Annotated in this window: 28 protein-coding genes; 19 read left to right on the forward strand and 9 right to left on the reverse strand. The window is 64.1% G+C overall.

The window, feature by feature from the left end:
• Positions 1-9: 9 nt before the first annotated feature.
• From GSQ92_RS08790 to GSQ92_RS08830, 9 genes are all read left to right on the forward strand, one after another.
• Positions 10-972 carry an ABC transporter permease gene (locus GSQ92_RS08790; RefSeq protein WP_158802905.1) on the forward strand — a complete coding sequence of 321 codons (963 nt, stop codon included), beginning with the start codon at positions 10-12 and terminating at the stop codon, positions 970-972.
• On the forward strand, positions 969-1,874 hold the full coding sequence (locus tag GSQ92_RS08795; RefSeq protein ID WP_158802906.1) for an ABC transporter permease: 906 nt from the start codon (positions 969-971) through the stop codon (positions 1,872-1,874). The genes GSQ92_RS08790 and GSQ92_RS08795 overlap by 4 nt, the downstream gene beginning before the upstream one ends.
• Positions 1,871-3,652 carry an ABC transporter ATP-binding protein gene (locus GSQ92_RS08800; RefSeq protein WP_158802907.1) on the forward strand — a complete coding sequence of 594 codons (1,782 nt, stop codon included), beginning with the start codon at positions 1,871-1,873 and terminating at the stop codon, positions 3,650-3,652. The genes GSQ92_RS08795 and GSQ92_RS08800 overlap by 4 nt, the downstream gene beginning before the upstream one ends.
• 131 nt (positions 3,653-3,783) lie before the next feature.
• Entirely contained in the window at positions 3,784-4,383 is a 600-nt protein-coding gene (gene wrbA, locus GSQ92_RS08805; protein WP_158802908.1) for an NAD(P)H:quinone oxidoreductase, read from the forward strand.
• Between the two features lie 162 nt (positions 4,384-4,545).
• Complete coding sequence (locus tag GSQ92_RS08810) at positions 4,546-4,689, forward strand: hypothetical protein (protein WP_158802909.1); 144 nt, start codon at positions 4,546-4,548, stop codon at positions 4,687-4,689.
• Positions 4,690-4,700: 11 nt separating this feature from the next.
• Positions 4,701-5,555: a hypothetical protein gene (locus GSQ92_RS08815; protein ID WP_158802910.1), complete on the forward strand. Its 855-nt coding sequence runs from the start codon at positions 4,701-4,703 to the stop codon at positions 5,553-5,555.
• A gap of 307 nt (positions 5,556-5,862) precedes the next feature.
• Positions 5,863-6,843 carry an ABC transporter substrate-binding protein gene (locus GSQ92_RS08820; RefSeq protein WP_158802911.1) on the forward strand — a complete coding sequence of 327 codons (981 nt, stop codon included), beginning with the start codon at positions 5,863-5,865 and terminating at the stop codon, positions 6,841-6,843.
• 22 nt (positions 6,844-6,865) lie between these two features.
• On the forward strand, positions 6,866-7,870 hold the full coding sequence (locus GSQ92_RS08825; protein ID WP_158802912.1) for an ABC transporter permease: 1,005 nt from the start codon (positions 6,866-6,868) through the stop codon (positions 7,868-7,870).
• A 5-nt stretch (positions 7,871-7,875) separates the two neighbouring features.
• Complete coding sequence (locus GSQ92_RS08830; protein WP_159013368.1) at positions 7,876-8,688, forward strand: ATP-binding cassette domain-containing protein; 813 nt, start codon at positions 7,876-7,878, stop codon at positions 8,686-8,688.
• A 9-nt stretch (positions 8,689-8,697) separates the two neighbouring features.
• Here the strand turns inward: GSQ92_RS08830 and GSQ92_RS08835 are convergent, their stop codons facing one another.
• Together GSQ92_RS08835 and GSQ92_RS08840 are read right to left on the reverse strand one after the other, a co-directional pair.
• On the reverse strand, positions 8,698-9,762 hold the full coding sequence (locus tag GSQ92_RS08835) for a tartrate dehydrogenase (RefSeq protein ID WP_158802914.1): 1,065 nt from the start codon (positions 9,760-9,762) through the stop codon (positions 8,698-8,700).
• A 51-nt stretch (positions 9,763-9,813) separates the two neighbouring features.
• A complete protein-coding gene (locus GSQ92_RS08840) occupies positions 9,814-11,193 on the reverse strand; it encodes an MFS transporter (RefSeq protein WP_158802915.1) in 1,380 nt (459 codons plus the stop codon).
• Positions 11,194-11,494: 301 nt separating this feature from the next.
• Between GSQ92_RS08840 and GSQ92_RS08845 the strand changes: the two genes are divergently transcribed.
• From GSQ92_RS08845 to GSQ92_RS08870, 6 genes are read left to right on the forward strand one after another with little or no spacing between them, the layout of a single operon-like run.
• Positions 11,495-12,505, forward strand: coding sequence for an extracellular solute-binding protein (locus GSQ92_RS08845; protein WP_216856797.1), 1,011 nt, complete (start codon positions 11,495-11,497; stop codon positions 12,503-12,505).
• Positions 12,506-12,520: 15 nt separating this feature from the next.
• Complete coding sequence (locus GSQ92_RS08850; RefSeq protein ID WP_216850042.1) at positions 12,521-13,426, forward strand: ABC transporter permease; 906 nt, start codon at positions 12,521-12,523, stop codon at positions 13,424-13,426.
• The gene (locus tag GSQ92_RS08855; RefSeq protein WP_158802917.1) at positions 13,423-14,220 is read left to right on the forward strand and encodes an ABC transporter permease; all 798 of its coding nucleotides are present in this window, start codon (positions 13,423-13,425) and stop codon (positions 14,218-14,220) included. Before GSQ92_RS08850 ends, GSQ92_RS08855 begins: the two co-directional genes overlap by 4 nt.
• Entirely contained in the window at positions 14,217-15,287 is a 1,071-nt protein-coding gene (locus GSQ92_RS08860) for an ABC transporter ATP-binding protein (protein ID WP_158802918.1), read from the forward strand. The genes GSQ92_RS08855 and GSQ92_RS08860 overlap by 4 nt, the downstream gene beginning before the upstream one ends.
• Before the next feature lie 6 nt (positions 15,288-15,293).
• Positions 15,294-16,052, forward strand: a complete 759-nt coding sequence (locus tag GSQ92_RS08865) for an MBL fold metallo-hydrolase (protein WP_158802919.1) — start codon at positions 15,294-15,296, stop codon at positions 16,050-16,052.
• 45 nt (positions 16,053-16,097) lie between these two features.
• Positions 16,098-16,727 carry an SGNH/GDSL hydrolase family protein gene (locus tag GSQ92_RS08870; protein WP_159013370.1) on the forward strand — a complete coding sequence of 210 codons (630 nt, stop codon included), beginning with the start codon at positions 16,098-16,100 and terminating at the stop codon, positions 16,725-16,727.
• A 13-nt stretch (positions 16,728-16,740) separates the two neighbouring features.
• Here GSQ92_RS08870 and GSQ92_RS08875 read toward each other — a convergent pair whose 3' ends face one another.
• Genes GSQ92_RS08875 through GSQ92_RS08885 form a run of 3 tightly spaced genes read right to left on the reverse strand, consistent with a single transcriptional unit; the run spans position 16,741 to position 19,872 of the window.
• Positions 16,741-17,568 carry a sugar phosphate isomerase/epimerase gene (locus GSQ92_RS08875; RefSeq protein WP_158802921.1) on the reverse strand — a complete coding sequence of 276 codons (828 nt, stop codon included), beginning with the start codon at positions 17,566-17,568 and terminating at the stop codon, positions 16,741-16,743.
• Complete coding sequence (locus tag GSQ92_RS08880) at positions 17,568-18,641, reverse strand: Gfo/Idh/MocA family protein (protein WP_216856798.1); 1,074 nt, start codon at positions 18,639-18,641, stop codon at positions 17,568-17,570. The genes GSQ92_RS08875 and GSQ92_RS08880 overlap by 1 nt, the downstream gene beginning before the upstream one ends.
• 28 nt (positions 18,642-18,669) lie before the next feature.
• Positions 18,670-19,872: an ROK family transcriptional regulator gene (locus tag GSQ92_RS08885; protein WP_158802923.1), complete on the reverse strand. Its 1,203-nt coding sequence runs from the start codon at positions 19,870-19,872 to the stop codon at positions 18,670-18,672.
• Between the two features lie 180 nt (positions 19,873-20,052).
• On the opposite strand from GSQ92_RS08885, the gene GSQ92_RS08890 reads away from it, so the two are divergent.
• Positions 20,053-20,613: a glucose-6-phosphate isomerase family protein gene (locus GSQ92_RS08890; protein ID WP_216850043.1), complete on the forward strand. Its 561-nt coding sequence runs from the start codon at positions 20,053-20,055 to the stop codon at positions 20,611-20,613.
• Between the two features lie 49 nt (positions 20,614-20,662).
• On the opposite strand, the gene GSQ92_RS08895 is transcribed toward GSQ92_RS08890, so the two are convergent.
• Positions 20,663-21,790, reverse strand: coding sequence for an aminomethyltransferase family protein (locus tag GSQ92_RS08895; RefSeq protein WP_158802924.1), 1,128 nt, complete (start codon positions 21,788-21,790; stop codon positions 20,663-20,665).
• Positions 21,791-21,855: 65 nt separating this feature from the next.
• Positions 21,856-22,833 (reverse strand): hypothetical protein, encoded by a 978-nt coding sequence (locus GSQ92_RS08900; RefSeq protein ID WP_158802925.1) that lies wholly within the window; start codon positions 22,831-22,833, stop codon positions 21,856-21,858.
• A gap of 198 nt (positions 22,834-23,031) precedes the next feature.
• Here GSQ92_RS08900 and GSQ92_RS08905 point away from each other — a divergent pair, with 198 nt between their 5' ends.
• Both GSQ92_RS08905 and GSQ92_RS08910 read left to right on the forward strand, forming a co-directional pair.
• Positions 23,032-23,850, forward strand: coding sequence for a 1-acyl-sn-glycerol-3-phosphate acyltransferase (locus GSQ92_RS08905; RefSeq protein ID WP_216850044.1), 819 nt, complete (start codon positions 23,032-23,034; stop codon positions 23,848-23,850).
• Positions 23,847-24,620, forward strand: coding sequence for a glycosyltransferase family 2 protein (locus GSQ92_RS08910; protein ID WP_158802927.1), 774 nt, complete (start codon positions 23,847-23,849; stop codon positions 24,618-24,620). Before GSQ92_RS08905 ends, GSQ92_RS08910 begins: the two co-directional genes overlap by 4 nt.
• On the opposite strand, the gene GSQ92_RS08915 is transcribed toward GSQ92_RS08910, so the two are convergent.
• Together GSQ92_RS08915 and GSQ92_RS08920 are read right to left on the reverse strand one after the other, a co-directional pair.
• The gene (locus tag GSQ92_RS08915; protein ID WP_159013371.1) at positions 24,523-25,413 is read right to left on the reverse strand and encodes a polysaccharide deacetylase family protein; all 891 of its coding nucleotides are present in this window, start codon (positions 25,411-25,413) and stop codon (positions 24,523-24,525) included. The two genes, GSQ92_RS08910 and GSQ92_RS08915, sit on opposite strands and share 98 nt — an antisense overlap.
• Positions 25,410-25,919: a hypothetical protein gene (locus GSQ92_RS08920; protein ID WP_158802929.1), complete on the reverse strand. Its 510-nt coding sequence runs from the start codon at positions 25,917-25,919 to the stop codon at positions 25,410-25,412. The genes GSQ92_RS08915 and GSQ92_RS08920 overlap by 4 nt, the downstream gene beginning before the upstream one ends.
• Before the next feature lie 139 nt (positions 25,920-26,058).
• Here GSQ92_RS08920 and GSQ92_RS08925 point away from each other — a divergent pair, with 139 nt between their 5' ends.
• Positions 26,059-26,391, forward strand: a complete 333-nt coding sequence (locus tag GSQ92_RS08925) for a phosphopantetheine-binding protein (protein WP_305782223.1) — start codon at positions 26,059-26,061, stop codon at positions 26,389-26,391.
• Positions 26,392-26,396 lie beyond the last annotated feature (5 nt).

Raw genomic sequence — 26,396 nt, forward strand, 5'->3', positions numbered from 1 at the left:
GAGCCGCCGGTGAAGCGGCTCATCATCCGGCGGCTCCTTTTTGGGCTGCTCACGCTGTTTCTCGTCTCGGTGGTGATTTTCGCCGCCACCGAGATCCTGCCGGGCAACGCGGCCCGCGCTCTGCTCGGCCGCGATGCGACGCCCGACGCACTGGCCGCCGCAGTGGCCAGACTCCATCTCGACCGGCCGCTGACGACGCAATACGGGCTTTGGCTGGGCGGCATCCTGACCGGCCAGCCCGGCAATTCGCTGGTCAACGGCCGCTCCGTGCTCGGCCAGGTCATGCCGCGCGTCGAGAATTCGCTGACCCTTCTCGTGCTCGCGGGTCTCGTGGGTGTGCCGATCTCTCTGCTCGCGGGCATCTTCGCGGCGAGCAGGCGCTCCGGGTTCTTCGACAATGTCGTCTCGGTGACCGCTTTGGGACTCGCGGCGACACCCGAGTTTGTCGTCGGCTTCTTCACCGTGATCGTCTTCGCGACCTCCGTCTTTCACTGGTTGCCGCCTGTCTCCATGGTCGCACCCGGCGCCAGTGTTTTGGCGCGGCCGCAGATCCTCGTGCTGCCGGTTCTCACGCTTATATTGGTGATCTTCCCTTACCTGTTCCGCATGATCCGCAGTTCGATGATCGAGATCCTGCAAAGCGATTACGTGGAGATGGCACGCCTTAAGGGCGTCAGCCGCGGCCGCATCATCTTCGTCCACGCATTACCCAATGCCATCGCGCCGACCGTGCAGGTCATCGCGCTCACCTTCGCCTATCTGGCTGGCGGCGTCGTGCTGGTGGAATATGTCTTCGCCTATCCCGGCATCGGCCAGAGCCTCATCTACGCGATCTTCGCGCGCGATGTTCCGGTGATCCAGTTCGAGGTCATCCTGCTGGCCGCCTTCTACGTCGGCCTCAACATCCTCGCCGACCTCATCACCATTCTGGTGACGCCAAAGCTGCGCGCCCGCGCCTGGCAAACCTCGTGACGCGGGTTCTCGGGCGAATCCTGTCGCTCGGCTCCGGCGCGGTCGGGCTCGCGCTGGTGCTGATCGTGGTCGCCATTGCGCTGATCGGCCCCTTTGTCGCGCCGCATTCGCCGACCGCCTTCGTCAGTTTCTCTTTCGCGCATCCGACGGGGAAATATCCCCTCGGCACGGACATGATGGGGCACGACACGCTGTCGCGCGTGCTGAAGGGCGGCTGGCGCATCCTGATCATGTCGACGGGCGCCACGATACTGGGCGTCGGCACCGGCGCGCTCTTTGGCATCTGGGCCGGCTATGCGAAGGGCGTCACGGACGAGGCGATCATGCGCGCCGCCGACGTATTGATGGCCTTCCCGCAGATCATCCTGGCGCTGCTCTTCATCAGCCTGCTCGGCCCCAGGCTTTGGCTGCTGACCGTATTGGTCGGCGCCATCCATGCGCCTCAGGTCGCCCGCGTCTTCCGCGCCGCCACGCTGCGGGTCGCGGGCGAGGATTTCGTGCGTCACGCGGAATCGCTCGGCGTCGCGGCCTGGAAGATCATCCTGCGCGAGATCCTGCCCAACGTGACCTCGCCGCTCATGGTCGAGTTCGGCCTTCGCCTCGCCTATTCGGTCACCCTCATCGCGGGCCTCAGCTTCCTCGGTTTCGGCGTCCAGCCGCCAACCCCCGACTGGGGCACGATGATCAACGAGAACCGCATCGGACTGATGGCAAGCCCCTGGCCGGTGCTCATACCCATTCTTCTGATCGCGCTTCTCACCATTGGCATGAACCTGCTGACTGACGCCCTCGCCCGCGCCATGCTCGGAGGCGCCCGCAGAGTCGATCTCGCAAGCCCGCCAATCGAGGACATGCCAGGCGCCGCCGAACGGGAAATCGCGGTGGCGGGCGTGCTGCGATGAGCGCGGCGGCCGACAATCGCGAGGCGCTGGCGGTCACCGGCCTCGAAGTCGCGATGGCGGGCGTCGGCCTGCCGGTGGTGAGCGACGCCTCCTTCACGCTGAAGCCCGGCGAGATCCTTGGCCTTGTCGGCGAATCCGGTTCGGGCAAGACCACGCTCGGCCTTGGTCTGCTCGCGCATCACCGGCGCGGGCTCGTCATCAGCCAGGGCCGCGTGATGATCGACGGCCGCGACCTGCTCACCATTCCGGCGCATGACCTGCCCGCGATCCGCAAATCGCTGATCCGTTACGTGCCACAGGATTCCGGCACCGCGCTGAACCCCGCGCTGCGCATTCGCACGCAGCTCGCGGAGAATTTCGACGATCCTGGCAAGGTCGATGACGACACGCTCATCGCGCTGCTGGAGGAGGTAAAACTGCCCGGCAAGCGGGGTCTGCTACGCGCCTATCCGCATCAACTCTCAGGCGGCCAGCAGCAGCGTGTGGCGATCGCGATGGCCTTCGCCGGGCATCCGCGCGTCGTCGTCATGGACGAACCGACCACCGGACTTGACGTCACGACGCAAGCCCATGTGTTGCAGACCGTGCGCCAGCTCTGCCGCGAGCATGACATCGCCGCCGTCTATGTCAGCCACGACCTCGCGGTCGTCGCCTCCCTCGCTCAGCGTGTCGCTGTCATGTATGCAGGCCGCATCGTCGAGATCGGCCCGACCGACCAGGTGCTTCGCCGCCCGCTGCACCCCTACACCACCGCGCTCATCAAAGCGGTGCCGGATATCGACAAGCGCAGCCGGATCGAGGGGATCCCGGGCCAAGCGCCGGAGCCAGGGCGCCGCCCACCCGGTTGTTCCTACGCGCCGCGTTGCCCGCTGGTCATCCCGGCCTGCCGCGCTGAGATGCCGGCATTGCGCGACCAGATAGAAGGCCATGCGGTGCGCTGCATTCGTCCGGGCGAAAGCATCGGCGGCGCGGAAGCCACACTGCTCGCCCCCACCGCCGCGGCGTCGCAACCCGCGCCGGTACTGCGGCTTGCAAGTCTCGTCGCGCATTATGGCGCCACGGAGATCCTGCACGGCATCTCCTTCGACGTGCCGGAGCGTGGTTGTGTCGCGCTGGTCGGAGAATCCGGCTCGGGTAAGACCACGCTTGCCCGCACCATCGGCGGGCTGCATGCCGAGGTTCATGGCGGAATGTTCTTCCGCGGCGCCCCGCTCCCAGCCGGTTCACGGCACCGCAACGCCGAACTGCGCCGCCGCATCCAATACGTCTTCCAGAACCCCTATGCCTCGCTCAACCCGCGCCGCAGCATCGGCCAGTCCATCGCCATCGCCCTCCAGACCTTCGAATCGCCCGGCCGGACCGAGTTGCGGCGGCGCATTTCCGAAGCGCTCGAACAGGTGGCGCTTCCCGCCAGCGCCGCCAGCCGGCGGCCGCATGAGCTTTCCGGCGGCCAGTTGCAGCGCGCGGCGATTGCCCGTGCGCTCGTGGTCAAGCCGGAACTGCTGATCTGCGATGAGGTGACCTCGGCGCTCGATGTCTCGGTCCAGGCGGTGATCATCGCGCTGCTCAGCGACCTGCAGCGGGATCATGGCCTGTCGATGCTCTTCATTACGCATAACCTCGCCCTCGTCCGCAGCATCGCTCAGAGCGCAGTCGTTATGCAGAGCGGCAGGATCATCGAGGCAGGCGAGATCGATCAGGTTCTCGATCACCCTCAGGCCGCCGAAACCAAACTGTTGCTGGCGGACGTGCCCCGCTTCGAAAGCGCGGTTGCCTGACCTTTCGGCGCCGCACACTGTTAAGCGGGATGATCGTGTCCTTCGACTTTATCGGGGTTTTCGCCCGGTCGCCCGGCGTCCATCTTGCGGCCCCGCGCCAACCTTCGGCGCGGTAACGTTAGGAGTTCGCCATGGCGAAAGTTCTCGTCCTCTACTACTCGACCTACGGCCATATCGAGCGCATGGCAGAAGCCGTCGCCGAAGGCGCGCGGGAGGCCGGGGCCGAAGTTGCGATCCGTCGGGTGCCCGAGACCGTGCCGGAGGCAGCTGCCACAGCCAACCATTTCAAGCTCAACCAGGCAGCTCAGGTCGCCAATATCGAAGAGCTTGCGGATTACGATGCCATCATCATCGGCTCGGCCACGCGCTTCGGGCGCATCACCAGCCAAATGGCCTCCTTCCTCGATCAGGCCGGCGGCCTTTGGATGCGCGGCGCGTTGAACGGCAAGGTAGGCGCCGCTTTCACCTCGACCGGAACGCAGCATGGCGGGCAGGAGACGACGCTGTTCTCCCTGATCACCAATCTACTGCATTTCGGCATGGTCGTTGTCGGCCTGCCCTATAGCTTCGCGGGCCAGATGAAGCTCGACGAAATCACCGGCGGCAGCCCGTATGGCGCCAGCACCATCGCGGGCACCGATGGCTCGCGCCAGCCGAGCGAGAACGAATTGGCGGGCGCCCGCTTCCAGGGCAAGCATGTCGCCGAGGTCGCAGCGAAACTGGCCGCCTAACGCAAACGCCGCGCCGCCACCTTCACCTTGCCGTGACCGCGCGACCGGCGCCGCAGCGTGGGAGCGTGGCGGACAGGTCGCGCGACGGTCTTTCCTGCGCAACCTGAGCTTGCAGATAGCGCGATCCGCCTAACCTTCGGAAACCCAGGCTTGGAACCGGGATTGAGTGCCGACGCAGGCGCTTGGTCCAGGTTCGACGCCCGGAAGACCCAAACGAAGGTGGCTCTCATGGGACGTGGCATTCTACTCTGGCTCCTGGGCATTCCGCTGCCCATCATCATCCTGCTCGCGATCTTCTGGCACTGAGGAGAGCGGACATGGCCATCACATCGGGCGGCTACGCGCCCATAGTCTCGCCGGTCGGCGAAGTATCGGCCCGGGAATCCCAGGTGACCGCCGTCGCCTGGCCCGCCATCATTGCCGGCGCTTTCGTCGCGGCGGCCGTCACCATTCTTCTGGTGGCGCTCGGCTCCGGCATCGGGCTCGCCTCGGTCTCACCCTGGTCGGGCTCCAACCCCTCACCCACCACCTTCACGGTTCTTGCCGCGATCTGGCTCATTCTCGTGAATTGGATCGCCTTCGGGCTAGGTGGCTACATCACCGGCCGGCTGCGGACCAAGCATGTCCAGATGCACACCGACGAGGTGTTCTTCCGTGACACGGCGAACGGCTTCGTTACCTGGGCAGTCGCCTCGGTTCTCGCGATCGGCTTTCTGGCAAGCGGCGCCTCGTCCATCATTGGAACCGGCACCCACGCCGTCGCGACGGTCGCCTCCGGCGCGACCGCAGCCGCCAGCCAGACGAGCTATCTGACCGACACGCTGTTCCGGCCGGGCCAAGCCTCGGCGGCGGCATCAGCCGGCGACTCTCGCGCCGAGGCTGGGCGTATCCTCGCCACCGGTCTCGACGGCGATATCGCTCCAGCCGACCGCACTTACCTCGCGCAGCTCGTTGCCGCGCGGACCGGCGTCTCGCAAGCCGACGCTCAGAAGCGCGTCGATGCCGTGATTTCGACGGAGCAGGCTGCCGTTCAGAAGGCTAAACAGGCCGCGAACGCCGCGCGCAAAGCTGCGTCCGCGCTCTCGTTCTTCACCTTCTTCTCGATGCTGATCGGCGCCTTCATCGCCTGCGTCGCCGCGGCAATCGGCGGCCGCCAAAGAGACGCTTTCTAACCGCGTCCTCGCGAAGGCTCGGAAAGTCCGGGAAGGTTCCCGGACTTTCCGATTGCAGCCGCCGAGAGCCTATCGCGCAACCAGCCGCACCCCGTAACAGTAAACGCCTTGCTCGCCATGTTGCAGCGCAGCATCGGATATACGGCCTCCGGGTTTCCCGGAAGCGACGCGCGCCGCTAATCGACTTCTGTAAAGCTCAGGGAACATCTCAGGGCCGCCGCTTGACAGGCATTCGATAGCCAGTTGAATGGCGCGAGGAAATCCAAGCGTCCGCCTCCGTGGCGCACAGCAAAAATAGGGAACGTCGATGATGAAATTCCAGGTTCGTGGCATCCGATCGGCGCTTCTCGGCGGTTGTTGTTTGGCACTGGTCGCCGGTGCCGCCTTGATCGCCAGCCCGCAAGCCAAAGCGCAGCAGGCGACGATCGGCTTTGTCCCTAGCATCGCCTCCGACCCGTTCTTCGTCTCGATGCAATACGGCGCGCAGGAAGAAGCGAAGCAGCTTGGCGTGAAGCTGGTGTGGCAGGGCGCGATGGGCGTCTATTCCCCCACCGCGCAGCTTCCCTTCGTCAATGCGGTGCTGAACCAGAAACCGAGCGGCTTCGTTCTCGTGCCGACCGATGGCAATGCGCTCATGCCCTCCGTTAACCGCGCCGTCAGCCTCAAGATTCCCGTCGTGACCGCCGATACCAGCGTTGCCGACACTACTAATATCGTGGGCGCCGTGACCGGCGACAATATCGGCGGCGGCGCGCTTGCGGCCGATCTGCTCAACGAGGCGCTCGGCGGCAAGGGCGAAGTCTATCTGATGAACGGCCTGCCCGGCACCAGCACCGACCTGCTGCGCAAACAAGGCTTCGAGGGCAAGCTGCCCAGCTATCCGGGCCTCAAATATCTCGGCCAGCAGTTCAGCAGCGATCAGCCGAGCCACGCGGCTCAGGTGGTCCGTGACCTGTTGCTGCGCTATCCGCATCTCGGCGGCGTCTTTTGCATCGACGACGAGACGGCCATCGGCGTGATCCAGGGTCTGCGTAATGCGGGCAAACTTGGCCAGGTCAAAGTCGTCGCCTATGACGCCGAACCCGGCGAGGTTGCCGCGCTGAAGGCCGGAGACCTCATCGGTTTGATCGCCCAGCAGCCAGTGCTCGAAGGGCAGATGGCGGTGAAGATGGCCTACGACGCGACCAAAGGCATCAAGCCCGCGCAGAAGAACAACATCCTGCCGGACATCCTGATCAAGCGCGAGACGATGGATCAGCAGTCACAGTATTTCTACCGCGGCCAGTAAGCGACTAGACGAGGGCGGCGGAATGGCGACACCTGCGACGACCGTGCCGGCCAATGACTCCTGGCTGTCCCGCCGCCCTCTCATCAAGCAACAATTGCTGCTGGTGGTGGCCCTTGCGGTCATCGTCGGCATCTTCGACGTGCTCAATCCGGGTTTTCTCGGAACTGACAATATCAGCAGCATCCTGCAGGATTCGACCGAGACGATTCTGCTCGCCTTCGCCGAAACGCTGGTCATCATCACCGGCGGCATCGACATATCGGTCGGCGCCACGCTCGGCCTCTCCGGCATCATCGGCTCGATCGTGCTTGTCGCGCTCGGACAGGCCGGGTTTGGGGCTTTGCCGAGCCTGCTGGTCGGCACATTGGCGGCGCTGGCGGTCGGTTTTGTCACCGGATTGTGTAATGCGCTGATGATTACCCGCGCACGCGTCACGCCGTTTATCGCGACGCTTGCCATGCTCGGCATCGCGACGGGCCTGACCTTCGTGCTGACCAATGGCGTCGATATCTCGGGCCTCGCGCCGCAGATCGCGACCTGGGGCAATCACGTCTTCCTCGGCGTCCTGACGTTGCCGATCGTTGTCACCGCGATCCTCGGCATCGGCGTCGGGCTGTTTCTGCATCGCGCGCGCTTCGGCCGATGGACTTTCGCGATCGGCTCCAATGCGCGCGCGGCGCGCGGCGCCGGCATTCCCGTGGCGCGGCATCTCACCAAGATCTACGTCATCGCCGGGTTGCTTTCGGCAGTCGCCGGCGTTCTCGTCTTCATGCGCCTCGGCACCGGATCGCCGCTCGAAGGCGCCAATGACGAACTCAACGCCATCGCCGCCGTTGTCATCGGCGGCGCGAGTCTTTTTGGCGGTACCGGCACCATCATCGGCACGTTGCTCGGCGCGCTCATCATCGGCACGATCGTCAACGGCCTCATCGTCGCCGGCATCCAGCCTTACTGGCAGACCGTCATCATCGGCGTGATTATCGCCATCGCCGTGATGGTGCAGGAACGTGGCCGGGCGAGGGACTGACGCGCATGAACCTCACCTCCGCCACCAACACCGATCGCAAGCCCGCGGGCGAGACCCTGCTATCGCTGCGCAATGTCACGCGCAGCTTCGGCTCCGTCACCGCATTGCAGGACGTGACCTTCGATGTGCGCGCGGGCGAGGTGCTCGGCCTGGTCGGCGACAATGGCGCGGGCAAATCGACGATCATCAAGATCATCTCCGGCATGTTCCCGCAAACCAGCGGCGAGGTCATTCTGGAGGGCAAACCGCGCCACTGGTCCGCGCCGCAACAGGCACTCAGCGCAGGAATCGAAACCGTCTACCAGGATGTCGGCCTGGCTTCGACGCTCTCCATCACCGCCAATATTTTTCTCGGACGCGAGCTGGTGAAGCCGGGGCTGCTCGGCCGCATGGGCTTCCTCGACAATAGCGCGATGACCAAGGTGGCGCGGGAAGACACCGCCAAAACCGGCATCCGCCTGCCGCATCTGGAAACCACTGTCGGCAATCTGTCCGGCGGTCAGCGCCAGGCGATCACTATCGCCCGCTCGATGTCCTGGGCGCGCAAGCTGCTCATTCTCGACGAGCCGACCAACCATCTCGGCGTGCACGAGGTCGAGGAATTGCTGCGCCTGATCCGCCATGTGCGTGATGAGGGCGTCGCGGTCATTCTCATCTCGCACACGCTCGCGCATGTCATGGCGATCACCGACCGCATCATCGTCATGCGTCTCGGCCAGGTCGTGGCGGAGCACAGCACGCGCGAAACCACCACCTCCGCCGTCGTCAACGATATCGTCGGCGCGACAGAGGCCGAAATCGCGCGCAGCGTGAACTGAAGCCAGCGACTACGCCGGCCCGCGCTTGATCTGCTCCGAGACAGCGGCGGCGACATCGGCCGTGGTCGCATTGCCGCCTTGATCGGGTGTGCGAGTCGCGCCAGCCGCCGTGACGCGCTCCATCGCCGCGAAGATTGCGGCGGCGCATTCCTTCTCGCCGAGATACTCGAGCATCATCGCGGCGGACCAGATCGTCGCGATCGGATTGGCCTTGCCCTGCCCCGCGATATCGGGCGCCGAACCATGCACAGGCTCGAACATCGACGGACCGCTACCGGTCGGGTTGAGATTTGCCGAAGCCGCGAAGCCGAGACCACCCTGGATGGCAGCGCCGAGATCGGTGAGAATATCCCCAAAAAGATTCGACGCCACCACGACATCCAGCGAATGCGGATGGGTCACGAAACGCGCCGCCATCGCATCGATATGATACCGCGTGACCTCGACATCCGGATAGTCCCGCGCGACCGCCTCCGTCACCTCGTCCCAGAAAACCATCGAGTGTTTCTGCGCATTCGATTTCGTCACCGATGCCAGCCGATGGCGACGCAACCGCGCCTGCTCGAAGCCGTAGCGGAGAATCCTCTCGATGCCGCGCCGCGTGAAGATCGAGGTTTCGACGGCCACCTCATCCGCCGTGCCTTGATGCACGCGGCCGCCCGCGCCGCTGTACTCTCCCTCGGTATTCTCTCGAATACACAGAATGTCGAAACCTTCCGCGCGAAGCGGCCCGACGGTACCCGGCAGAAGGCGATGCGGCCGAACATTGGCGTATAGGTCGAAGGCTTTCCGGATGGGCAGCAACAACCCATGAAGCGAAACGGAATCCGGCACGCGGGCCGGCCAACCAACCGCACCGAGGAAAATCGCCTGGAAGGGCCGGAGCTGTTCGATACCGTCGGCCGGCATCATCACGCCATGCTCCAGGTAATAGTCGCACGACCAGGGGAAGCGGACGCCGTCCAGCGCGAAGCCAAAACGCCCGGCTGCTTGTGACGCAACGTCCCAGGCGGCTTCAACCACTTCCGGCCCGACGCCATCGCCGGGGATCAAAGCAGTTCTGTATGTCTTCACGTCGAAAACTCCTGTGTCGCGCGAGCGCTCGCGTTCTTAGCTGTTGGGCTCTCAGCCCCACTTCCGCGCCGAGGGAGGCAGCAGCAATCTCAGCGACGATACCCCAGCCGCGATCGCCGCAACACTCGCCGCGAGGATGAGGCAGACCACAGTCCCGTTGGACGTGAAGACGTTGAACATCAGCGCCACCAAGGTCGCGCCGATCGTCTGGCCCAACAACCGCGACGTGCCCAAAGCGCCGCTCGCGCCGCCGGTGCGTCGAGGCGGCGCGGCTGAGATCATGGCGCGGTTATTCGGTGACTGGAAGAGTCCGAATCCGATACCGCAGACCGCCATCCGCCACATGATATCCACCGGATGCGCATGAGCCGGGAGCATCGCCAAGGTTGCAAGACCGCAAGCGAAAATGGAGAGTCCGATGCCGCCCAAAACGCCGGCCGAATAGCGATCCGCGAGCCGCCCCGAAATTGGTGCCGCGATCACTGTCGCCATCGGCCAAGGCGTCATCAGCAGGCCGGTCTGCACCGCAGTGCGGCCGAGTGATCCCTCGATGTAGAAAGGCAGCGCCGTGAAGGCCAGCATCTGCGCCATGAAAGAGCAGGTCGAGGTTATCGCCGAGAGCCGGAACAGCGGAATGCGCAGCAGATCAATCGGCAGCAGCGGCGCGGTTCGCGTCAATTGCCGCTGGACCAGCAATGCGCCGGAGACCAGGGCCAGCGCAAACTCCAGGACGATGAATAGCGCCTTCTGCCCATGCGCCAGGCCCTCGAGTGTAAAGATGAAGGACGCCATCATCACCCCGTGCAATGCGGCCGAGGCAGTGTCGAATTTATGCGAGGCGAGCGGCGTCATCGGCAGAGAACGCAATGCCGCGACGAAGGCGATCAAGCCCACAGGCACATTGACCGCGAAAAGCCATGGCCATGGGCCGACCGAAAGCAGCGCCGAGGCAATGGTGGGCGCAATGGCGGCCGAGGTCGCCGCGATGAGCGCATTGATGCCCATTCCACGCCCGAGCAGCTTGCTGGGATAGACGAATCGCGTGAGTGCGGCATTGACGCTCATGATGCCCGCGGCACCCAGCCCCTGCAGCACGCGCGCAAGCGTCAATGTCAGCAGCGATCCCGACAGCGCGCAAGCCAGCGAGGCGAGCGTGAACACGACCAATCCGCCAAGATAAACTCGCCGGTAGCCGATAATCTCGCCGAGGGACGCCAGCGGCAGCAGGAAAATGGTCGCCACCAGCTGATAGGCATTGATGACCCAAATGGATTTCGAGGGCGAGGCATGGAGATCATGGGCAATCGACGGCAGTGCAACATTCGCGATCGCGCCATCCATCACCGCAAGCGTGACGGCGAGCCCGATGGTCAGCACCGCCAGATAGCGCTGGGGTACGGGCACACCGTTGCTGCCGTCGCTGAAGTTCATGGTAAATACGTTAGGTGTCTTGTCCGATTCCGACTACCGCCTTCTGATCAGGTATGGCGCGCATTGCCCGTGCGGGAGGTGCGCTCGGCCGGGGCTGCAACCCAATCGGGAGGCGGCACCAATTTGCCTGATACCGACCTAGTAGCCAAAATCGGATTTTATGGCGCAAGCTGATCCCGGAACCTATTCTGCGTTTCTCGTAAATCGAAGTTGGGTGGAGAGTGTGATGACCAGTCCGTGCCGAACAGATACGAAAGCCGCACGCGGGGCTCTCCTGGCGCTAATAGCGGGCGTGGCTTGGATGGTCGTCAGCACCCCCGCTTTTGCGCGGAATACCCTCGATGTGCTGACCTGGTGCGACCATGAAGATCCCGCGCTGCTCGGTCCCTTCGAGAAGGCCAATGACGTCAAGGTCAATTTCAAGGACATCGATTCGACTGCGGCCGCCCTGGCGGTGCTGGGTCAATCCAAGCCCGGCGATTGGGATGTTCTGGTCGCCGACGAAACCGATACCGGCCGCCTCGCGGGCCTCGGCCTGCTCGCGCCTCTCGACGCGAAGGACTTTCCCTTCGGAGATATTCCTGCGGCAATCGCCAGTCCGAAGCTGACCTCCGTCAATGGCGTCCTCTATTCCGTGCCGGAAAAATTCGGCTACAACACGATCGCCTACAACAAGACGACCTTCGATGCGGCCGCCGCTGCCGACATCAACTCCCCCTGGGATCCCAAATATAAGGGACGGGTCGCGGTCTATGACTATTACGTTCCGGAAATTGAATACACCGCCATCGCCCTGGGGATGAACCCGGAAAAGCTTACCGACGCCGACCTCCCCGCGATCAAGGCTAAGCTCATCGCGCTGAAACAGAACGCCGCCATGGTCGGAGACGTAACGACAGTGCAGCAAGCCTTGGCCACCGGCGCGGTCGACGTTCTCTTCGGTGGTGGCGAATGGGTGACCGCCGGGCTCGCGCATGACAATCCGAACCTCAACTACACGATCCCGAAACAAGGTGGTGTCCGCTGGCAGCAGGGCCTCAGCGTTTTCGCAACTTCTCAGAAGAAGGATCTCGCGACGAAATTCATCCAGTATATTCTCAGCCCCGAGGGTCAGGGAAAACTCGCGACCTCGAGTTGTTACTGGGGAATGCCCGCCAATAGCAAAGCGGTGCTGACGGATGATCAGAAAACCATCCTCCGCTGGTCGGACCAGCCGACCTATATCAAGACGACCTTCCCCTATCTGCAAATGACTCCGGACTTCGACAAGAAACTGCAGGCGATGTGGGCGGAGGTGCTGCAGAGCAAATAGGCGGTTTGCCGACAGATGGCGCGGACATTAGCGCCTGTGGTTGCGGTTGAGAGGTCCGCGAATGAAGCGCGGGCGGCGCGGCGCGACAGGCTGGCGGGCGCCGCCTTCACATTGCCCGCTCTCATATGGATCCTCATATTTTTCGCCGCGCCACTGGTTCTGATGGCCTATTTCAGCTTCACGCCGCTCTCTCCGACCGGCGGGCGCGGCGCCATCGGCCTGGGCAATTACCGGGCGTTCTTCGCGGAGAGCGCCTATGTCGAGGCGCTGTGGAATTCGGTCGTCACCACCGCCATCGTCGTCGTCCTCAGCCTATTGCTGGCCTATCCTTTCGCTTTCGCGATCGCGACCAAAGTTCCGCGATCCTGGCAGCGCCTCGCCCTTGCTGTTGCCATCCTGCCGTTCTGGACCTCCTACGTCGTGCGATCCTACGCGTGGCTGCTCGCGCTATCGCCATCGGGCGTCATCAACTGGACGCTGCATGCCTTGGGCGTCACACATCATCCGCTGATGCTGGCCTATAGTCCGGGCGCGACAATTCTGGGCTTCGTGCATTTCTTCATCATGCTCAATACACTGACGATCTATGCCAATCTGGTGCAGATCAATCCGCGCTACGTCCTAGCGGCGCGGGACCTCGGCGCCGGAGCCTGGCGCAGTTTCCTTACCATTACTTTGCCGCTCAGCATTCCGGGCGTCATGGTCGGTGCTTTCCTCACCGTTGTGCTCTGCATTGGCGACTATGTGACTCCGCAAATCCTTGGCGGATTTCGCGAGTTGCTGCTGCCGCAGGTCATCATGATGCAGATCCAGCGTCAGCTCGACTTGCCGATGGCCTCCACCATGTCGCTGCTGATGACGATCGTCGTCGCCATCGTCTATCTCGCGATGCAGCGCTGGTTGCGGATGGCACGGTTATGATTCGCTTCTTCTCCCGCTATTTCGGCACCGCCCTCGCCACGCTCTATATGCTCGCCTGCTACGCCTTCATTTTTCTACCGGTTGGCGTGCTGGTGCTGTTTTCCTTCCAGGATGGCCGCTTGCCCGTGCCGCCCTTCCACGGCCCGACTCTCGTCTGGTATGGCCGCGCTTTGGGCAATGATCGGCTGATGGCCGGCCTCGGCAATTCGCTGATCGTCGGCGCGGTCTCTTCCGCGCTCTCCGTTCTTCTCGGCTTCCTCGCCGCTTATGGCATCGCCCGCTATATCTTTCCCGGCCGTCGTGCCTTGCAGGCTTTCCTCGTTCTGCCGCTCGCCGTTTCTTATTTGCTCATCGGCATGGGCCTGCTGGTCACCCTCTCCGCCTTCGGTCTTTCGCCATCACTCGAGATGGTCGTCGTCGGCCATGTCGTCATCAATATGCCGCTCGCCTTCGCGATCGTTCTTGCACAGCTCGGGGAACATCAGCGCCGTATGGAATGGGCGGCCCGGGATCTCGGCGCCTCCACCGCCCGCATTCTGCTCACCATCGTGGTGCCGCTTATCGCCCCGGCGCTGATCGCGGCTTTCTGCCTGTGTTTCACGCTGTCCTGGGACGAATTCCTCATCTCCTTCCTGGTCACACGCTTCGATGTAACCTTGCCTGTGGTGATCTGGACCATGCTGCGCGGCGGCCTCAACCCGCAGACCAACGCGGTCGGCTCCATCATTTTCGCCGGTTCCATTCTGCTTGTGGCAACCGTCGAGGCTCTGCTTTTCGGAAAGCGCCGCGCATGACCGCACCCATCCATCTGTCGGTCGAGGGTGTCGGCAAGGTCTATGATGACGTTGTTGCTTTGGCAGATGTCACGCTTGCAGTGCCAGCGGCCTCCTATGTTGTGCTGCTCGGCCCCTCGGGCTCAGGCAAGACCACGCTGCTCTCGGCGATTGGCGGCTTCACTGTGCCAAGCGCGGGTAGAATCGTGATTGCAGGACGGGACGTCACCGCACTCGGCGCGGCGCAAAGACCGACGACGACGGTGTTCCAGGACTACGCGCTATTTCCGCATATGTCTGTACTGCGGAACGTTGCCTATGGGCTCAGCGTGCGCGGCATTGCGCGAGCCCCGCGCCGAGCGCGCGCGGAATCCGCGCTCGATATGGTGGGTCTCGCCGGCTACGGCCATCGCGGCATCCATGAATTGTCCGGCGGCCAGCGTCAGCGTGTGGCGCTGGCACGGGCCCTTGTCGTCGAACCGGAGATCCTACTGCTCGACGAGCCGCTCGGCGCGCTCGATCTCAACCTGCGGCGCCAGATGCAGGACGAATTGCTCGGCCTCCAGCGTCGCACCGGCCGCAGCTTCGTCCACGTCACCCATGACCAGGAAGAGGCAATGGCGCTGGCCTCGCTCGTTGTCGTCATGAACAAAGGCCGCATCGAGGATATGGGAACGCCGGCGCGCGTCTACTCCCGGCCGGCCACTCGCTTCACCGCACGATTCATGGGCGAGAGCACGCAAATTGAGGGCCAGGTGCGCGCCGCCAGTTCCGTCACCATGACGGTCGAAACGATCCTCGGCACGCTCATCGTAGCGCAGCCCGAGGGCCGTGTCTTTGCCGCGGGTGCGCAGCTCACCCTGATTCTGCGCCCCGAAAATATCGGCGCCGCCGGCGGCAGTGAAATGACTCTGGGCGAAGTGAGCGTGACAGATGTTGTGTTCCAGGGCGCCCATCTTCGCGCGCTGGCGCGCCACGAGCGCGGACAGGAATTCGTTCTTCGCCTCGCGCCTGACACTACCGTCGCGCCTGGACAATCACTACAACTCGGATGCCGGCGCGTCGACCTTATTCCCGTGGAGGCCTGACTAGTCATGCCGCAACTCCCGACGATTGCCGCGGACCGCTGGTACGAAACCCAGTCGATGGCTGACGGCATCACGCTGATCCATGAGCCTTGGATCAAGCCCTTCTACCGCTGCAATATGTGGCTCGTGCGCGGCCGCGATCGCGATCTGCTCTTCGATACGGGGCTCGGCGCGGTGCCGCTGCGGCGGTCCGTGCCGTTGCTGACGGGTCGCCCAATCCTGTGCGTCGCGAGCCACACGCATTACGACCATATCGGGAGCCACCACGAATTCGCCGACCGCTGCGTGCATTGCGCCGAGGCCGCGATCCTCGCCGATCCACGCAACGACCTCACGCTGGCTGACCCCTATGTGAGCGATGAAATGTTTGAAGGTGTGCCACCGGGATGGAGCGCCGCCGCCTATCGCATTCCGCCGGCGCCCGCCGGGCGCCTGCTGATCGATGGCGACATTGTCGATCTTGGAGACCGCAGCTTTGAGGTTATCCACACGCCCGGCCACTCGCCCGGCGGCATTGCATTGTGGGAAGCCACGACTGGCACATTGCTTTCCGGCGATATCATCTATGACGGACCGCTCATCGACGACGCCTACCACTCGCAGCTCGATGATTATGTGGCGTCTCTGGAACGTTTGCTACGGCTGCCGGTTTCAGTTGTGCATGGCGGCCATTTCCCGAGTTTCGGCCAGGAACGTCTTCGTGTCGTCATCGCCGAATACCTCGCGGGCCGCCGCACCGCGGGTTGCCATCTCGCGTCTGAGTGACTTTATCGTGCCGACCAAAGCATTTCGATTGACGGGAGCTTGGATATGCCTCGCATCTTGGTATTCGGCGATTCGAATTCCTGGGGCTTTGAGCCCGGAACCGGCCGCCGCTATCCGAAAGGAACCCGTTGGCCGACCGTCATGCACGAGTCCCTTGGCAATGACTGGGAGCTTGTCGAGGAAGCGTTGAACGGCCGCACGACCGTCTTTGATGATCCGATCGAGCCCTACCGTAGCGGCGTCGCTTATTGGCCGGCTTGCCTGCTGAGCCACGCGCCACTAGATGTCATCATCATCGCGCTTGGGATCAACGACCTTAAGCGCCGCTTCTCGCTATCGGCCGCCGATATCGCCGGCGGCGCTGCGCGCCTGGTGCAGATCGCGCAACAACTCGCGGTCGATGAGGAGGGGCGCCACCCTCAGATCATCCTGGTCTCGCCGCCGCGACTCGCCAAACTCAGCGACTTGGCCGATACCTTTGCGGGGGGTGCCGAAACATCGCATCAGCTCAGAGCACAATTCGCGAAAACCGCAGAGGCTCTCGGCGTGCATTTCATCGCGCTCGGCGACAGTGTGGCGCTCTCCGATATCGACGGCATCCATCTCGACGCCGAAGGTCACAAGATATGGGGCCGTAAGATGGCGGAGCTGGTCAAGACGCTGCCGCGCCCCTGACCGACACGCATCGTTAGAACTCCGCCAGCACCCGGCTCAGGAAAGCCGAGACTCCGGGGGCATCCTGAGCCGCAAGACCATGCGTTACGAGCGCCCCATCGAAGCCCGCTCGCCGCAGCGCTGTGATGTAGTGAGGGAAGTCGATCACACCCTTACCCGCCACAGCGAAATGCCCATCCGCCAATCGGTCCTTGGCATGGGCAAGGACGATGTAGTCCCCGAGCAAATCGATCGCGCTCTCGACAATCACCTTCTGCCGCGCGGAAGTCTCTACGTCGAAAAGATTGGCGGGATCCAGCACGACACCGAGCCGATCGGTCTGGAACGCGTCGAGCAGCTTTCGCGCAAGAGCGGCCGAACTCACGACATTCGCGAGTTCCGGCTCGATGCCGATCACGAAATCATATTGCTCGGCCAGGGGAAGGAGAAGCGCGAATTCGCGGCACATCTCCAGCCAAGACTCTGGCTTCTCGTTGTCAGAGTGGTGGCGCCATTGGTTCTCGGCGTCACGGCTGCCGGTGCAGACAGTCAGAAGGCGGGTTCCCATCGCATGCGCGGCGGCGCCGATGGCAGCAAAGCTCTTCCTGCCCTTCTCACGCTCACCTGGGTCAGGGTGGACCATGTTGTAGGTGGCCGAGACAGCGACGATCTCGATCCCGCTATCCCGCGAGGCAGTTTGCACGGCCTGCGCGACAGCCTCCGGCACCTCCATCGGCAAAGCCTCGAGGCCGGAACAGGCCATGTTATACTGCACCGCCTCGTATCCGGCGGCGCGCGCGGCTGTTAGAGCGACATCTGGCCGCGTCGCGTCGAACGCTTTAGCGAAGATCCCGAGTTTCATCACAGAGCGCCGGAAACCTCGGCAAGCTTGACCGCCCGGCCGCTCCGCGCGGATTGAGCGATGGCGATCATGCCTCGCACGGATGTAATGCCGTCGTCGATATCTGCGCCGGTCATCGGCGCGCGGCCGAGACACGCATCCGCGAAGCCCTCAAGCTGGCGGCGGTAGAAATGTCCGTCCGCACCGAGAATGCGCGTCGTCGTGCCACTGGACTCATGAAAAATATCGACGTCGCTCGTCTTATAAAGCCAGGGATTGTAGGTCTTGCCGAGAACGCTGCCATTCTCGCCGTAGATCTGAAAGCCCTCGTGCCAATCCATCCGTACGGCAACCGTCAGGTCCAGATGACCCAGGGCACCGCTCGCGAATGCCACATCAGCGAACCAGCAATAGGCGCCGAACCGCTCCCGCAACCTCGCCTCAACCTCGACGATCTCACCGCCAAGGTAGCGGGCGGTATCGAGAAGATGGCTGCCATGGGCCAGCATGTAATAGCGCTGCAAATCAGCCTTCGGATTGCCCGCCGGGCGCTTCGCCAGTGCGGACTTCACAATATGCGGCTGCACGGCGTCGGTTAGGTGGTAACGATGGGTCGAGTCGCAGTACCAGCCTTTGAAGGCGAGAAGCTCACCCATTTCCTCGTCGATAAACGTTTTCGCGCTCTGCAACCCAGCATCGAACCTTTTCATGTGGCCGACCTGGAGAATGCAACCGGATTCCTCGACCACGCGCCGCAGACCCTCCACCTCCTCCACCGCAACCCCCAGCGGCTTCTCGCACAGAACATGCTTGCCCGCCTGGAGCGCGGCGGTCGCGGCTGCCACATGGAAGGCGTCGGAGGTCGCGACGATAACGGCATCAAGCGCCGGATCGGCCAGCATCTCGTCGTAGTCGCGGAAGGTTTTGGCCGGAGCGAAAGTCCATGCCATGCGCTCGAGAAGGTCCTCGGCCACATCGCAGATCGCATAGAGCTCGGCGTTCCTCGCTTTGACCGCGCTCTCGAAATGCGCAGCCTGGGCGATAGGCCCGCAGCCCAATACGCCAACCTTGAGAAGACGCTCATCCGTCGCCATCATTTGTCTCCCATGCGACATCCGTCGTTCACGCACGCAACTCGTGTTCTTGCAATTCGACCGTTGAAATATCGAAAGCGTGGTGATGCGCGATCGTTGCCGCGCCGACCGCGCATTCCATGACGCCTAGATGGGAGAGCCGTATCTCGGGCATTTTCATGCCAGGAACGATTCCCTCGGCCACACGGACCTTCACGGCCTCGAGACAACACTCGAGCAGCGGGCGCATGACGCCGCCGAGCATGAAGGTGGTCGGATTGAAAATATTCGAGAGCGTGACGATGCCGAGGCTGAGGTAATGCGTCAGGGAGGCAACGGCCGCCGCCGCGCCGCCATCCCCCACGGCTGCCGCCGCGGCAATTCTGCTCGGTAAGGCGGCCAGTTCCGATCTGGTCAGGTCGGCTGTGCCTCGAAAAATCCGGGCCATGGCTTCAAGGTTGACCCAGCTCTCCAGGCAGCCAACCTGGCCGCAGCTACAGCGATGCCCGTGTTCGGTAATCCGCATATGGCCGAACTCGGTCGCGGTGCCGGCGGCACCTCGTAAAAGCCGGCCATTGATGATGGCGGCCCCGCCGCAGCCCGTGCCAAGCTTGAGGAAGATCGTGCAGAGGCTTGGCAGGTTTGGCTGCGTATAGACCGAGCCGAAAGCCGCGGCATTCGCATTGTTCTCGACAATGAACGGGAGTTGCGTCGCGTCCCGCAGCATCGCCAGCAGATTGACGTTTTTCCAGCCCAGAATCGGCAGGTGAACGATGTAGCCTTCCGACGTCACCAGGCCCGGAACAGTAACGCCAGCGGCCTGTATCTTACCGGCGAACCGTCTGGCGTCCTGGTAGCGCGCCACCTGCTCCGCGATCGCGCGCACCGCCTTTTTGGGCGTGATCGAGCGCGAGACAACAACTTCGGTGGAAGCGACCACCGACGCCGCCAGATCGAGCAGCGCATAGCGCATGACCCCGACACCCATCTCGACACCCAGGAAATAGGCGCCCGTCGGATTGAGGGCGAGGCTGATAGCCGGACGTCCGGGCTCCCGCACTGCCGCCTGGATCGGGCCCGGGATCTCCTGCACCAGTCCTCGGCGCGCGAGTTCGGAAACGACGCGCGTGATCGTGCCGGGCGTGAGCGATAGGCGCCGCGCGATCTGGGCTCGGCTAGCCGAACCCTCGGTGCGCAACATCGTCAGAATGCTGAGTTCATTGACATAACGTGCGAGTGTCTGATCGGCCATGGATCCTGCTGGTCGCTCTCGGCGGCGCGGCAGACCATACCCTAGTTAATTGCTTTATTCAATCAACTATTGCCCGCGCCCGTTCGACGTGCTTAATTTCGCGGAACATCGCCTCCAGCAAAAGCCGCGCCGGCTGCACGGTCGGATTTGCCAGCCTACCGAACCCGGAGAGACCCCAAAATGTTGTTACCCGAAGGCGTCTTCATCGATGGGCGCAGCGGCGCCGTTCCCAATGCCAATGAGCGCTACGTCAAGCCGGTGACGGAACTGCGCGGCCTCTACCGGGACGCCGCCGCTTTCGACGCCTATGTCGCGCAAAACCCCGCCGCCGTCGGCTACGAAGTCGCGGGATTTCGCAGGGAGGGCGCCGATATCTTCTTCGGCACCACCACGATGTATCCGGGGAAAATCGGCGACGAATATTTCATGACGCGCGGGCACTATCATGTCCGGCGCGATTGCGGTGAAGCCTATTACACTCAGAGCGGAAACGGCGTTCTGCTGTTGCAGACCCGCGAAGGCGAGACGCGGGAAGTTGAGATGGCGCCCGGCATCTGCGCTTTCATTCCGCCCGACTGGGCGCATCGCTCGGTCAATACCGGAGCTGAGCCGCTGGTATTCGCCTGGTTCTGCCAAACCACCGCCGGCCATGATTACGCCGATATCCTGACCCACGGCATGCGCCGCCTGGCTGTCGATCGAGACGGCAAACTCGCGATCGTGCCCAACCCCGGCTTCTGATCGCCAATTGGTCCGGGCCGAGAGCCCGGAACAACCAGCTGCAGCTGCGTCAGGATTTGGCGCGCTTGCCCTCGGGATCATAAGCGGCACAGGTGAACACGGTCGCCTCCGCGGCAGCGCCCTCGGCACTGGCGATCCTTACGACCGTGCCGTCCACAGCAAACTCCGGCGGCACATAAGCCATCGCCAGCATCGCGCCGAGGCTATGGCCCATGTCGGAAGAACTCACCTTGCCGACCACCCGTTCCTCAACCGACACCGCCGCGCCGACCGCGGGCTGCGCCGCGCCCGCCGCGAGCTTGAGTAGAACGAGGCGCCGCGAGGTACCCCCCGTCTTCTGCTTCTCCAGCACCGCACGCCCTCGGAACTCGGGCTTCGCAAGCTTCACGGTCCAGCCCAGCCCAGCCTCGATCGGCGAGGTCGTCTCATCCAGATCGAGACCATAGAGCGGGTAACGCTTCTCGATCCGCAGAGTGCGCAGCGCGCCGAGACCACAGAGCCGCGCGCCATGCGCCCGCCCCGCATCGAGCAAGGTGTCGAGCATGTGCTCGGCATATTCGCTCGGGTAGAACAGCTCATAGCCCAGCTCGCCCGAATAGCCGGTGCGCGACAGGATAACCTCCGGCACATCGGCGACCGTCGCTTCGATGAAGGAGAAATACGGCAGCGCCGTGTTCGAGAGATCCGTGCTCGTCAGCCCCTGCAGCAAAGCGCGCGAGGCAGGTCCCTGCACGGAGATATAGGCGCGCTTGTAACCAAGGTTGGTGATCACGGCATGCGATCCGCCAACCGCCTGTTGCACGGCGGCGATCACCTGAGCCACCCGGCTCGGCGTCGGATACAGCAGGAAACGATCGGACGCCGTGCGGAAGCACGTCAGGTCATCGATCATGCCGCCCTGGTCGTTGCAGGGCGCCGCGTAGACAACCTTGCCGACCGGCTGGCCACTGGTATCGGCGACCAGAGCGCGGTCCAGCACTTTCGCCGCGTCCGCGCCCGCGACCTCGATCGCGACCTGGTAATAGACATCGAACAGCCCGACCTTCTCGCGCGTCGCGCGATGCTCCTCCTCCGTCGATGTGAAGACGAAGGGTGCCGCGAAACCGATGCGATCGACGAACTGGGCGCCATGCGCCACGAATTGGTGGTGATAGGGGGAGTGGCGGATCATCGCCATGCGTCTTCCTCTCGGGTTTTCGGCTCGTTTACGCGCTCTTAACGTTCCGACAAAGCCGGAGGCGGTCAGCCGAGCGCCTCGCCCCGCGCATAGCCCTCGATCTCCAGCAGAAGCTCCGGGCGGCAAATCTCCGCCCGCAGCAGGATCGGCGCGCGGCCCATGCCGGCCTCAGCGAGACCGCGTTCCACCAGCGCGCGATCCTCGGGACGGCGGAGATAGGCTTTCAGCACGAGATCCCGCTCCTCGAAGCGATAACCTTGGCGGCGGCTTTCGGTCAGCAGGGCGCGCAGGTTGCGCAGCGTCTCGGCAAGCTGGGCCGCGGGGTCGCCCGGGTGCTGACTCTCATGCGAAACGATGCTCGCGGTGCCGGAGAGGAACAGCATGGCGCCCGCCTCATCCTGGGCGACCAGGGCGCGGCTGAAGGTCGGGCTGCGCGGACCGTATCGCGTCGGATAGCGATAGGCGCTGATTTGCCGTGGGTTTTCTATCGGCAGGCCCGCCGTCCGCGCGGCGATGAAGTATAGCGTCTGCAGGTCCCCGGCGCTGCCAAGTGCGCAGGCGGCCGGGGCGGCTTCGACCACGCGCCCCCGCGCTGCGAAGGCCTCGTGCCGCCCCTCATTGAAACGGCGATAGCGCTCCTGCCCCGCCTCGACCCGCGTGATGCCCGGTAGGTAGTTGAAGATTCGCAGCAGATGCGGATAGCCCGCTTCCTCGGCCAAGGCGAAAAGCTGGTCGTAAGAGTCGCGCGTGACCGAGGCGAGGTCACCGGCGGCCTCCGACTGGATCATGCCGAACAGGTGCGTGACGTCATGACTGAAGCGAAACTCGCCGCGAGCGCTCCGTTGCACCGGCCTGTCGCTGGTCCAAACTTCGAGCAAAGCCGAGCCATCGACGGGCGGCAGCGCCACGCCGAGGAAGGGGCAATCTGGCGCCAGGCCGGGCGGTCTGGAGCTGCCAAACCCGGCCACGCCAAGAACCTGCGCGGCCATTTCCGGCATCGCAGCGAAAGCCTCGGGCGTCAGGTAGCGAAGAGTCAGGCTCATGCGGAACACCTCACCAGCCGCATGATACAAGTCGTCAACCGCGACACTTCGCACGACCGACTCTGGTCCATGACACGATCTGCCCTTAGTTTTGAGGCAGAAAGCGCGACTGGCCGTGACCTGTCCATCCTCCGGCCCAGCTTTCGCCACCGTGCGGCGGTCAGAGGGGATGGTTTGCGGCGAGCAGAGGAGGCCGAGGTGCCAGACTCCATTCCGCCTCCCTTGGCACCCAGCTATGTCGCTCATGGCGGCAGGCTTGGCGGATGGCTGCTGTCGGTATCGGAAGCCGCGCGCTTCTATGCGGTCCTTGCGGCCTTCCCTTTGCTTTGCCTGGCCTGGAGCCTACCGGCGCGGCTCCTGACAATCCTGCTGCCGCGACGCATCCAGCCGCGACTCGGCCGCTTTGGGATCACGACGGGGTTCCGCCTCTACCTCGGGCTCATGCGTCTGACGGGGCTCGCACGGTTCGACCTCTCGGCGCTCGACCGGCTGCGCGAGGATCGCGGGGTCATCATCATCGCCAACCATCGCTCGCTGATCGATGCGGTGCTGATGCTGTCCCGCCTGCCGCGCGTTACCTGCATCAGCAAGGCGGCGCTGTGGAACAGCCTTATGCTAGGCGGCGGCATGCGCCTCGCCGGCTATATCCGAAACGATTCCGCCCATGCCCTGATCCGCACCGCCACCGCCGCCCTTCGTCGCGGCGAGCCGCTGCTCGTCTTCCCCGAGGGTACCCGGGGGACGGCCTATCCGATCGGTCAGTTCAAGAGCGGCGTCGCGATGATGGCCAAGGCCACAGGGGCCTCGGTGCAGACCGTCTTTCTGGAGAGCAACACGACCTATCTTCACAAGGGCAGGCCGGCGCTGCGCAAACCGGCTTTTCCCCTGATCTACCGCGCCCGGCTTGGGCGCAGGTTCGAGGCGACAGATGATGTGCAAGATTTCGTGACGGAGCTCGAAGCCTATTTCCGGGCGGAACTCGAATCCCCGCGCCTTTGGCCTCGGGAGCTGTCTTGAGCCCCGACGCCAAGACGCATCTCGTTCTCATCCCGAGCTACAATACAGGCCCCCAGGTGATGCGCGTCGTTGCGGAGGCGCGCGCGGTCTGGACACCGGTCTGGGTGGTGGTGGATGGCAGCACCGATGGCACGGACACCATGCTGCGCACGGCCGCCGCCACCGACACCGGCCTCCGCGTGCTGATAACGCCGCGCAATCGCGGCAAAGGCGCCGCCATTCACGAGGGTCTGCGCGCCGCCCTGGAAGCGGGTTTCACCCACGCACTGACTTTCGATGCCGACGGCCAGCATTCCGCCGCCGACATCCCCCGCTTCATGGCCGCTTCTAGCCGCCAACCCGACGCGATGATCCTCGGCGTGCCGGTATTCGGGCCCGAGGCGCCGCCGCTTCGCGTGAAGGGCCGGCGCATCTCCAACTGGTGGGCCAATCTGGAGACCGGCGGCCGTATCGCCGACTCGCTCTTCGGCTTCCGCGTCTATCCCATCGCGCCCCTGCTCGCCGTCCTGGCCGCGAACCGCTGGATGCGCCGGTTCGACTTCGATCCCGAAGCCGCCGTGCGGCTCTGCTGGGCTGGACTGCCGGTGGTAAACCTGCCGGCGCCCGTGCGCTACATTTCGGCTGAGGAAGGCGGGGTTTCTCACTTCCGCTACGTGTGCGACAATGCCTGGCTCACCTGGATGCATATCCGGCTGATGCTATCCGCGCTGCTCCGGCATCCGGCCGTGCTGCTGCGCCTGAGGCCACCGGCGCCTCGCCGAGCGCCATAGGCAGCGAGACCGCGCGCAGCCCCTCGGCCGCCAGACGATCGAGCAGGCGCGGCAGCATTTCCAGCACCACCGGCCAGCCGTCGGGAGAGAGGGCGCAGCGGCCGTCATGCATTAGCAGAATGTCCCCAGCGACAAGATCATGGCTTAGGCGAGCAAGGCCGCGAGCCGCATCCCCGCGCGTGCCGTCCAGCGCTCGCCGCGTCCAGCTCAGGTAGGTCAGTGGCAGTCCGGCCATCGCGGGGGTCAGCAACGGGCTGCGGATACCGGCGGGCGCACGGAAAAACCGAGGCGCCTGTCCGGCGAGCGGCGCCAAACTCCCCTGGGCAGCCGCGATCTCCCGCCGCATCCTGGCAATTCCGAACGTGGCGAACGCGAGCGGATGGGTCTCCGTATGGTTCTCCACGCTATGGCCGCGCCGCACGATCTCCCGCACCAGCGCCGGATGGGCACGCGCCGCCGCGCCGATGCAGAAGAAGCTCGCTCGCGCCCCGGCCGCGTCGAGCAGATCGAGCACGCGCGGCGTGACCTCCGGATCCGGCCCGTCGTCGAAGGTCAGCGCCACCTCGCCCCGCAGCGCGCTCGCTGGCGGCAGCCGCCGCATATCGGGACCAAGCAACCGGCTGCCGGGCCTCATGCCGACCAGCAGAACGCCATGGTTGAGCACCACGGCGCCGAGCAGCCATCCCGGTGCGATTATGCCGAGCGGCCAGGCGATCAGCGCCAGAACATGGACGGCGACTGTCAGCCGCAATGCCGTCGAAAGCGATGCCCATGCGGCGAGCGGCCGCCTCATTTCAAAATCCGCGCCCGCGTCACCCGGATGCTATCCGCCAGCGTGGCCACCTCATTCGCCGGGTAGCGCCAACGGCGGTAGGCGTATTCACCGACGAACAGCAGCAGCACCAAGGGGAGATCGAGACCATTGACGAAAAGGGACCAAAGCCGCAGCGGCGCAAAGGCGAGCAACAGCCCGGACCCAATGACCTGGCCAAGGCCGAACAGCGTCCAGACCATGGTCACCCGCCGCGTATAGCGCCTGATGCGCGGCGTGAGCGGGCCCTGCACCTGCTCCGCCATCAAGGTGACGAGCGGCGTCTGGCCTTTCACCAGGGAGCGGCCAAAGAGCAGCGTCAGCCCAAGATAGATCGCGGCGTGGGACACCGCCGTCACGCTCACCATGCCCCAGCGCGCCTCGCGCGGCAGGCGATGCAGTCTCGCCGAGACGGTCGCGATCAGCAGGGTCACTGCGCAGCCGATAACAAGAATGGTGAGCGCAGCCGCCAGGATTCGCGGCGTCAATGTCCTGCCGCGAGACCGCCTCAGCTCGGTAGACATCGGATCATTCGGCGCAAAACCTCTAGCCTGGAATGGAAGCGTTGCGGCGCCCGTTCGGTTCGTTGTAGGGCTGCCATAGTCCTATAAACAATGAGAAACCTTCGTGACCCTGCCCTCCTCGATCGCCAGCCAGACCAACGAGGAGCCGACGGCATCCACGACCGGGATCGCGGCCGGACAGACCGAAATGGAGCAGGAACTGGCGCGGCTCATCGTCACGACGCTGCAACTCGAAATCACGCCCGAGCAGATCGTCCCGACCGAACCGATGTTCCGCGAGGGCCTCGGATTGGATTCCATCGATGCGCTCGAACTCTCGCTGGCCGTCTCCACGGAATATGGCGTCGAACTTAAGGCGGATGACGAGCGAAATGGCGAAATCTTCGCCAGCCTGCGCAGCCTCGCCCGGCATGTGACGGAGCGGCGCACGCGATAGCCGTC

Origin of the sequence: Acidisoma sp. S159 (genome assembly GCF_009766125.1) — a bacterium.
Lineage (GTDB): Bacteria > Pseudomonadota > Alphaproteobacteria > Acetobacterales > Acetobacteraceae > Acidisoma.

What these genes read in the sequence shown, in the direction of transcription:
- GSQ92_RS08800 (WP_158802907.1), top strand. Translation starts at nt 1,871, where the DNA reads ATGAGCGCGGCGGCCGACAATCGCGAGGCGCTGGCGGTCACCGGCCTC.
- wrbA (WP_158802908.1), top strand. Translation starts at nt 3,784, where the DNA reads ATGGCGAAAGTTCTCGTCCTCTACTACTCGACCTACGGCCATATCGAG.
- GSQ92_RS08815 (WP_158802910.1), top strand. Translation starts at nt 4,701, where the DNA reads ATGGCCATCACATCGGGCGGCTACGCGCCCATAGTCTCGCCGGTCGGC.
- GSQ92_RS08820 (WP_158802911.1), top strand. Translation starts at nt 5,863, where the DNA reads ATGATGAAATTCCAGGTTCGTGGCATCCGATCGGCGCTTCTCGGCGGT.
- GSQ92_RS08825 (WP_158802912.1), top strand. Translation starts at nt 6,866, where the DNA reads ATGGCGACACCTGCGACGACCGTGCCGGCCAATGACTCCTGGCTGTCC.
- GSQ92_RS08830 (WP_159013368.1), top strand. Translation starts at nt 7,876, where the DNA reads ATGAACCTCACCTCCGCCACCAACACCGATCGCAAGCCCGCGGGCGAG.
- GSQ92_RS08840 (WP_158802915.1), bottom strand. Translation starts at nt 11,193, where the DNA reads ATGAACTTCAGCGACGGCAGCAACGGTGTGCCCGTACCCCAGCGCTAT.
- GSQ92_RS08845 (WP_216856797.1), top strand. Translation starts at nt 11,495, where the DNA reads ATGGTCGTCAGCACCCCCGCTTTTGCGCGGAATACCCTCGATGTGCTG.
- GSQ92_RS08850 (WP_216850042.1), top strand. Translation starts at nt 12,521, where the DNA reads ATGGCGCGGACATTAGCGCCTGTGGTTGCGGTTGAGAGGTCCGCGAAT.
- GSQ92_RS08855 (WP_158802917.1), top strand. Translation starts at nt 13,423, where the DNA reads ATGATTCGCTTCTTCTCCCGCTATTTCGGCACCGCCCTCGCCACGCTC.
- GSQ92_RS08860 (WP_158802918.1), top strand. Translation starts at nt 14,217, where the DNA reads ATGACCGCACCCATCCATCTGTCGGTCGAGGGTGTCGGCAAGGTCTAT.
- GSQ92_RS08865 (WP_158802919.1), top strand. Translation starts at nt 15,294, where the DNA reads ATGCCGCAACTCCCGACGATTGCCGCGGACCGCTGGTACGAAACCCAG.
- GSQ92_RS08870 (WP_159013370.1), top strand. Translation starts at nt 16,098, where the DNA reads ATGCCTCGCATCTTGGTATTCGGCGATTCGAATTCCTGGGGCTTTGAG.
- GSQ92_RS08875 (WP_158802921.1), bottom strand. Translation starts at nt 17,568, where the DNA reads ATGAAACTCGGGATCTTCGCTAAAGCGTTCGACGCGACGCGGCCAGAT.
- GSQ92_RS08880 (WP_216856798.1), bottom strand. Translation starts at nt 18,641, where the DNA reads ATGGCGACGGATGAGCGTCTTCTCAAGGTTGGCGTATTGGGCTGCGGG.
- GSQ92_RS08885 (WP_158802923.1), bottom strand. Translation starts at nt 19,872, where the DNA reads ATGGCCGATCAGACACTCGCACGTTATGTCAATGAACTCAGCATTCTG.
- GSQ92_RS08890 (WP_216850043.1), top strand. Translation starts at nt 20,053, where the DNA reads ATGTTGTTACCCGAAGGCGTCTTCATCGATGGGCGCAGCGGCGCCGTT.
- GSQ92_RS08895 (WP_158802924.1), bottom strand. Translation starts at nt 21,790, where the DNA reads ATGGCGATGATCCGCCACTCCCCCTATCACCACCAATTCGTGGCGCAT.
- GSQ92_RS08900 (WP_158802925.1), bottom strand. Translation starts at nt 22,833, where the DNA reads ATGAGCCTGACTCTTCGCTACCTGACGCCCGAGGCTTTCGCTGCGATG.
- GSQ92_RS08915 (WP_159013371.1), bottom strand. Translation starts at nt 25,413, where the DNA reads ATGAGGCGGCCGCTCGCCGCATGGGCATCGCTTTCGACGGCATTGCGG.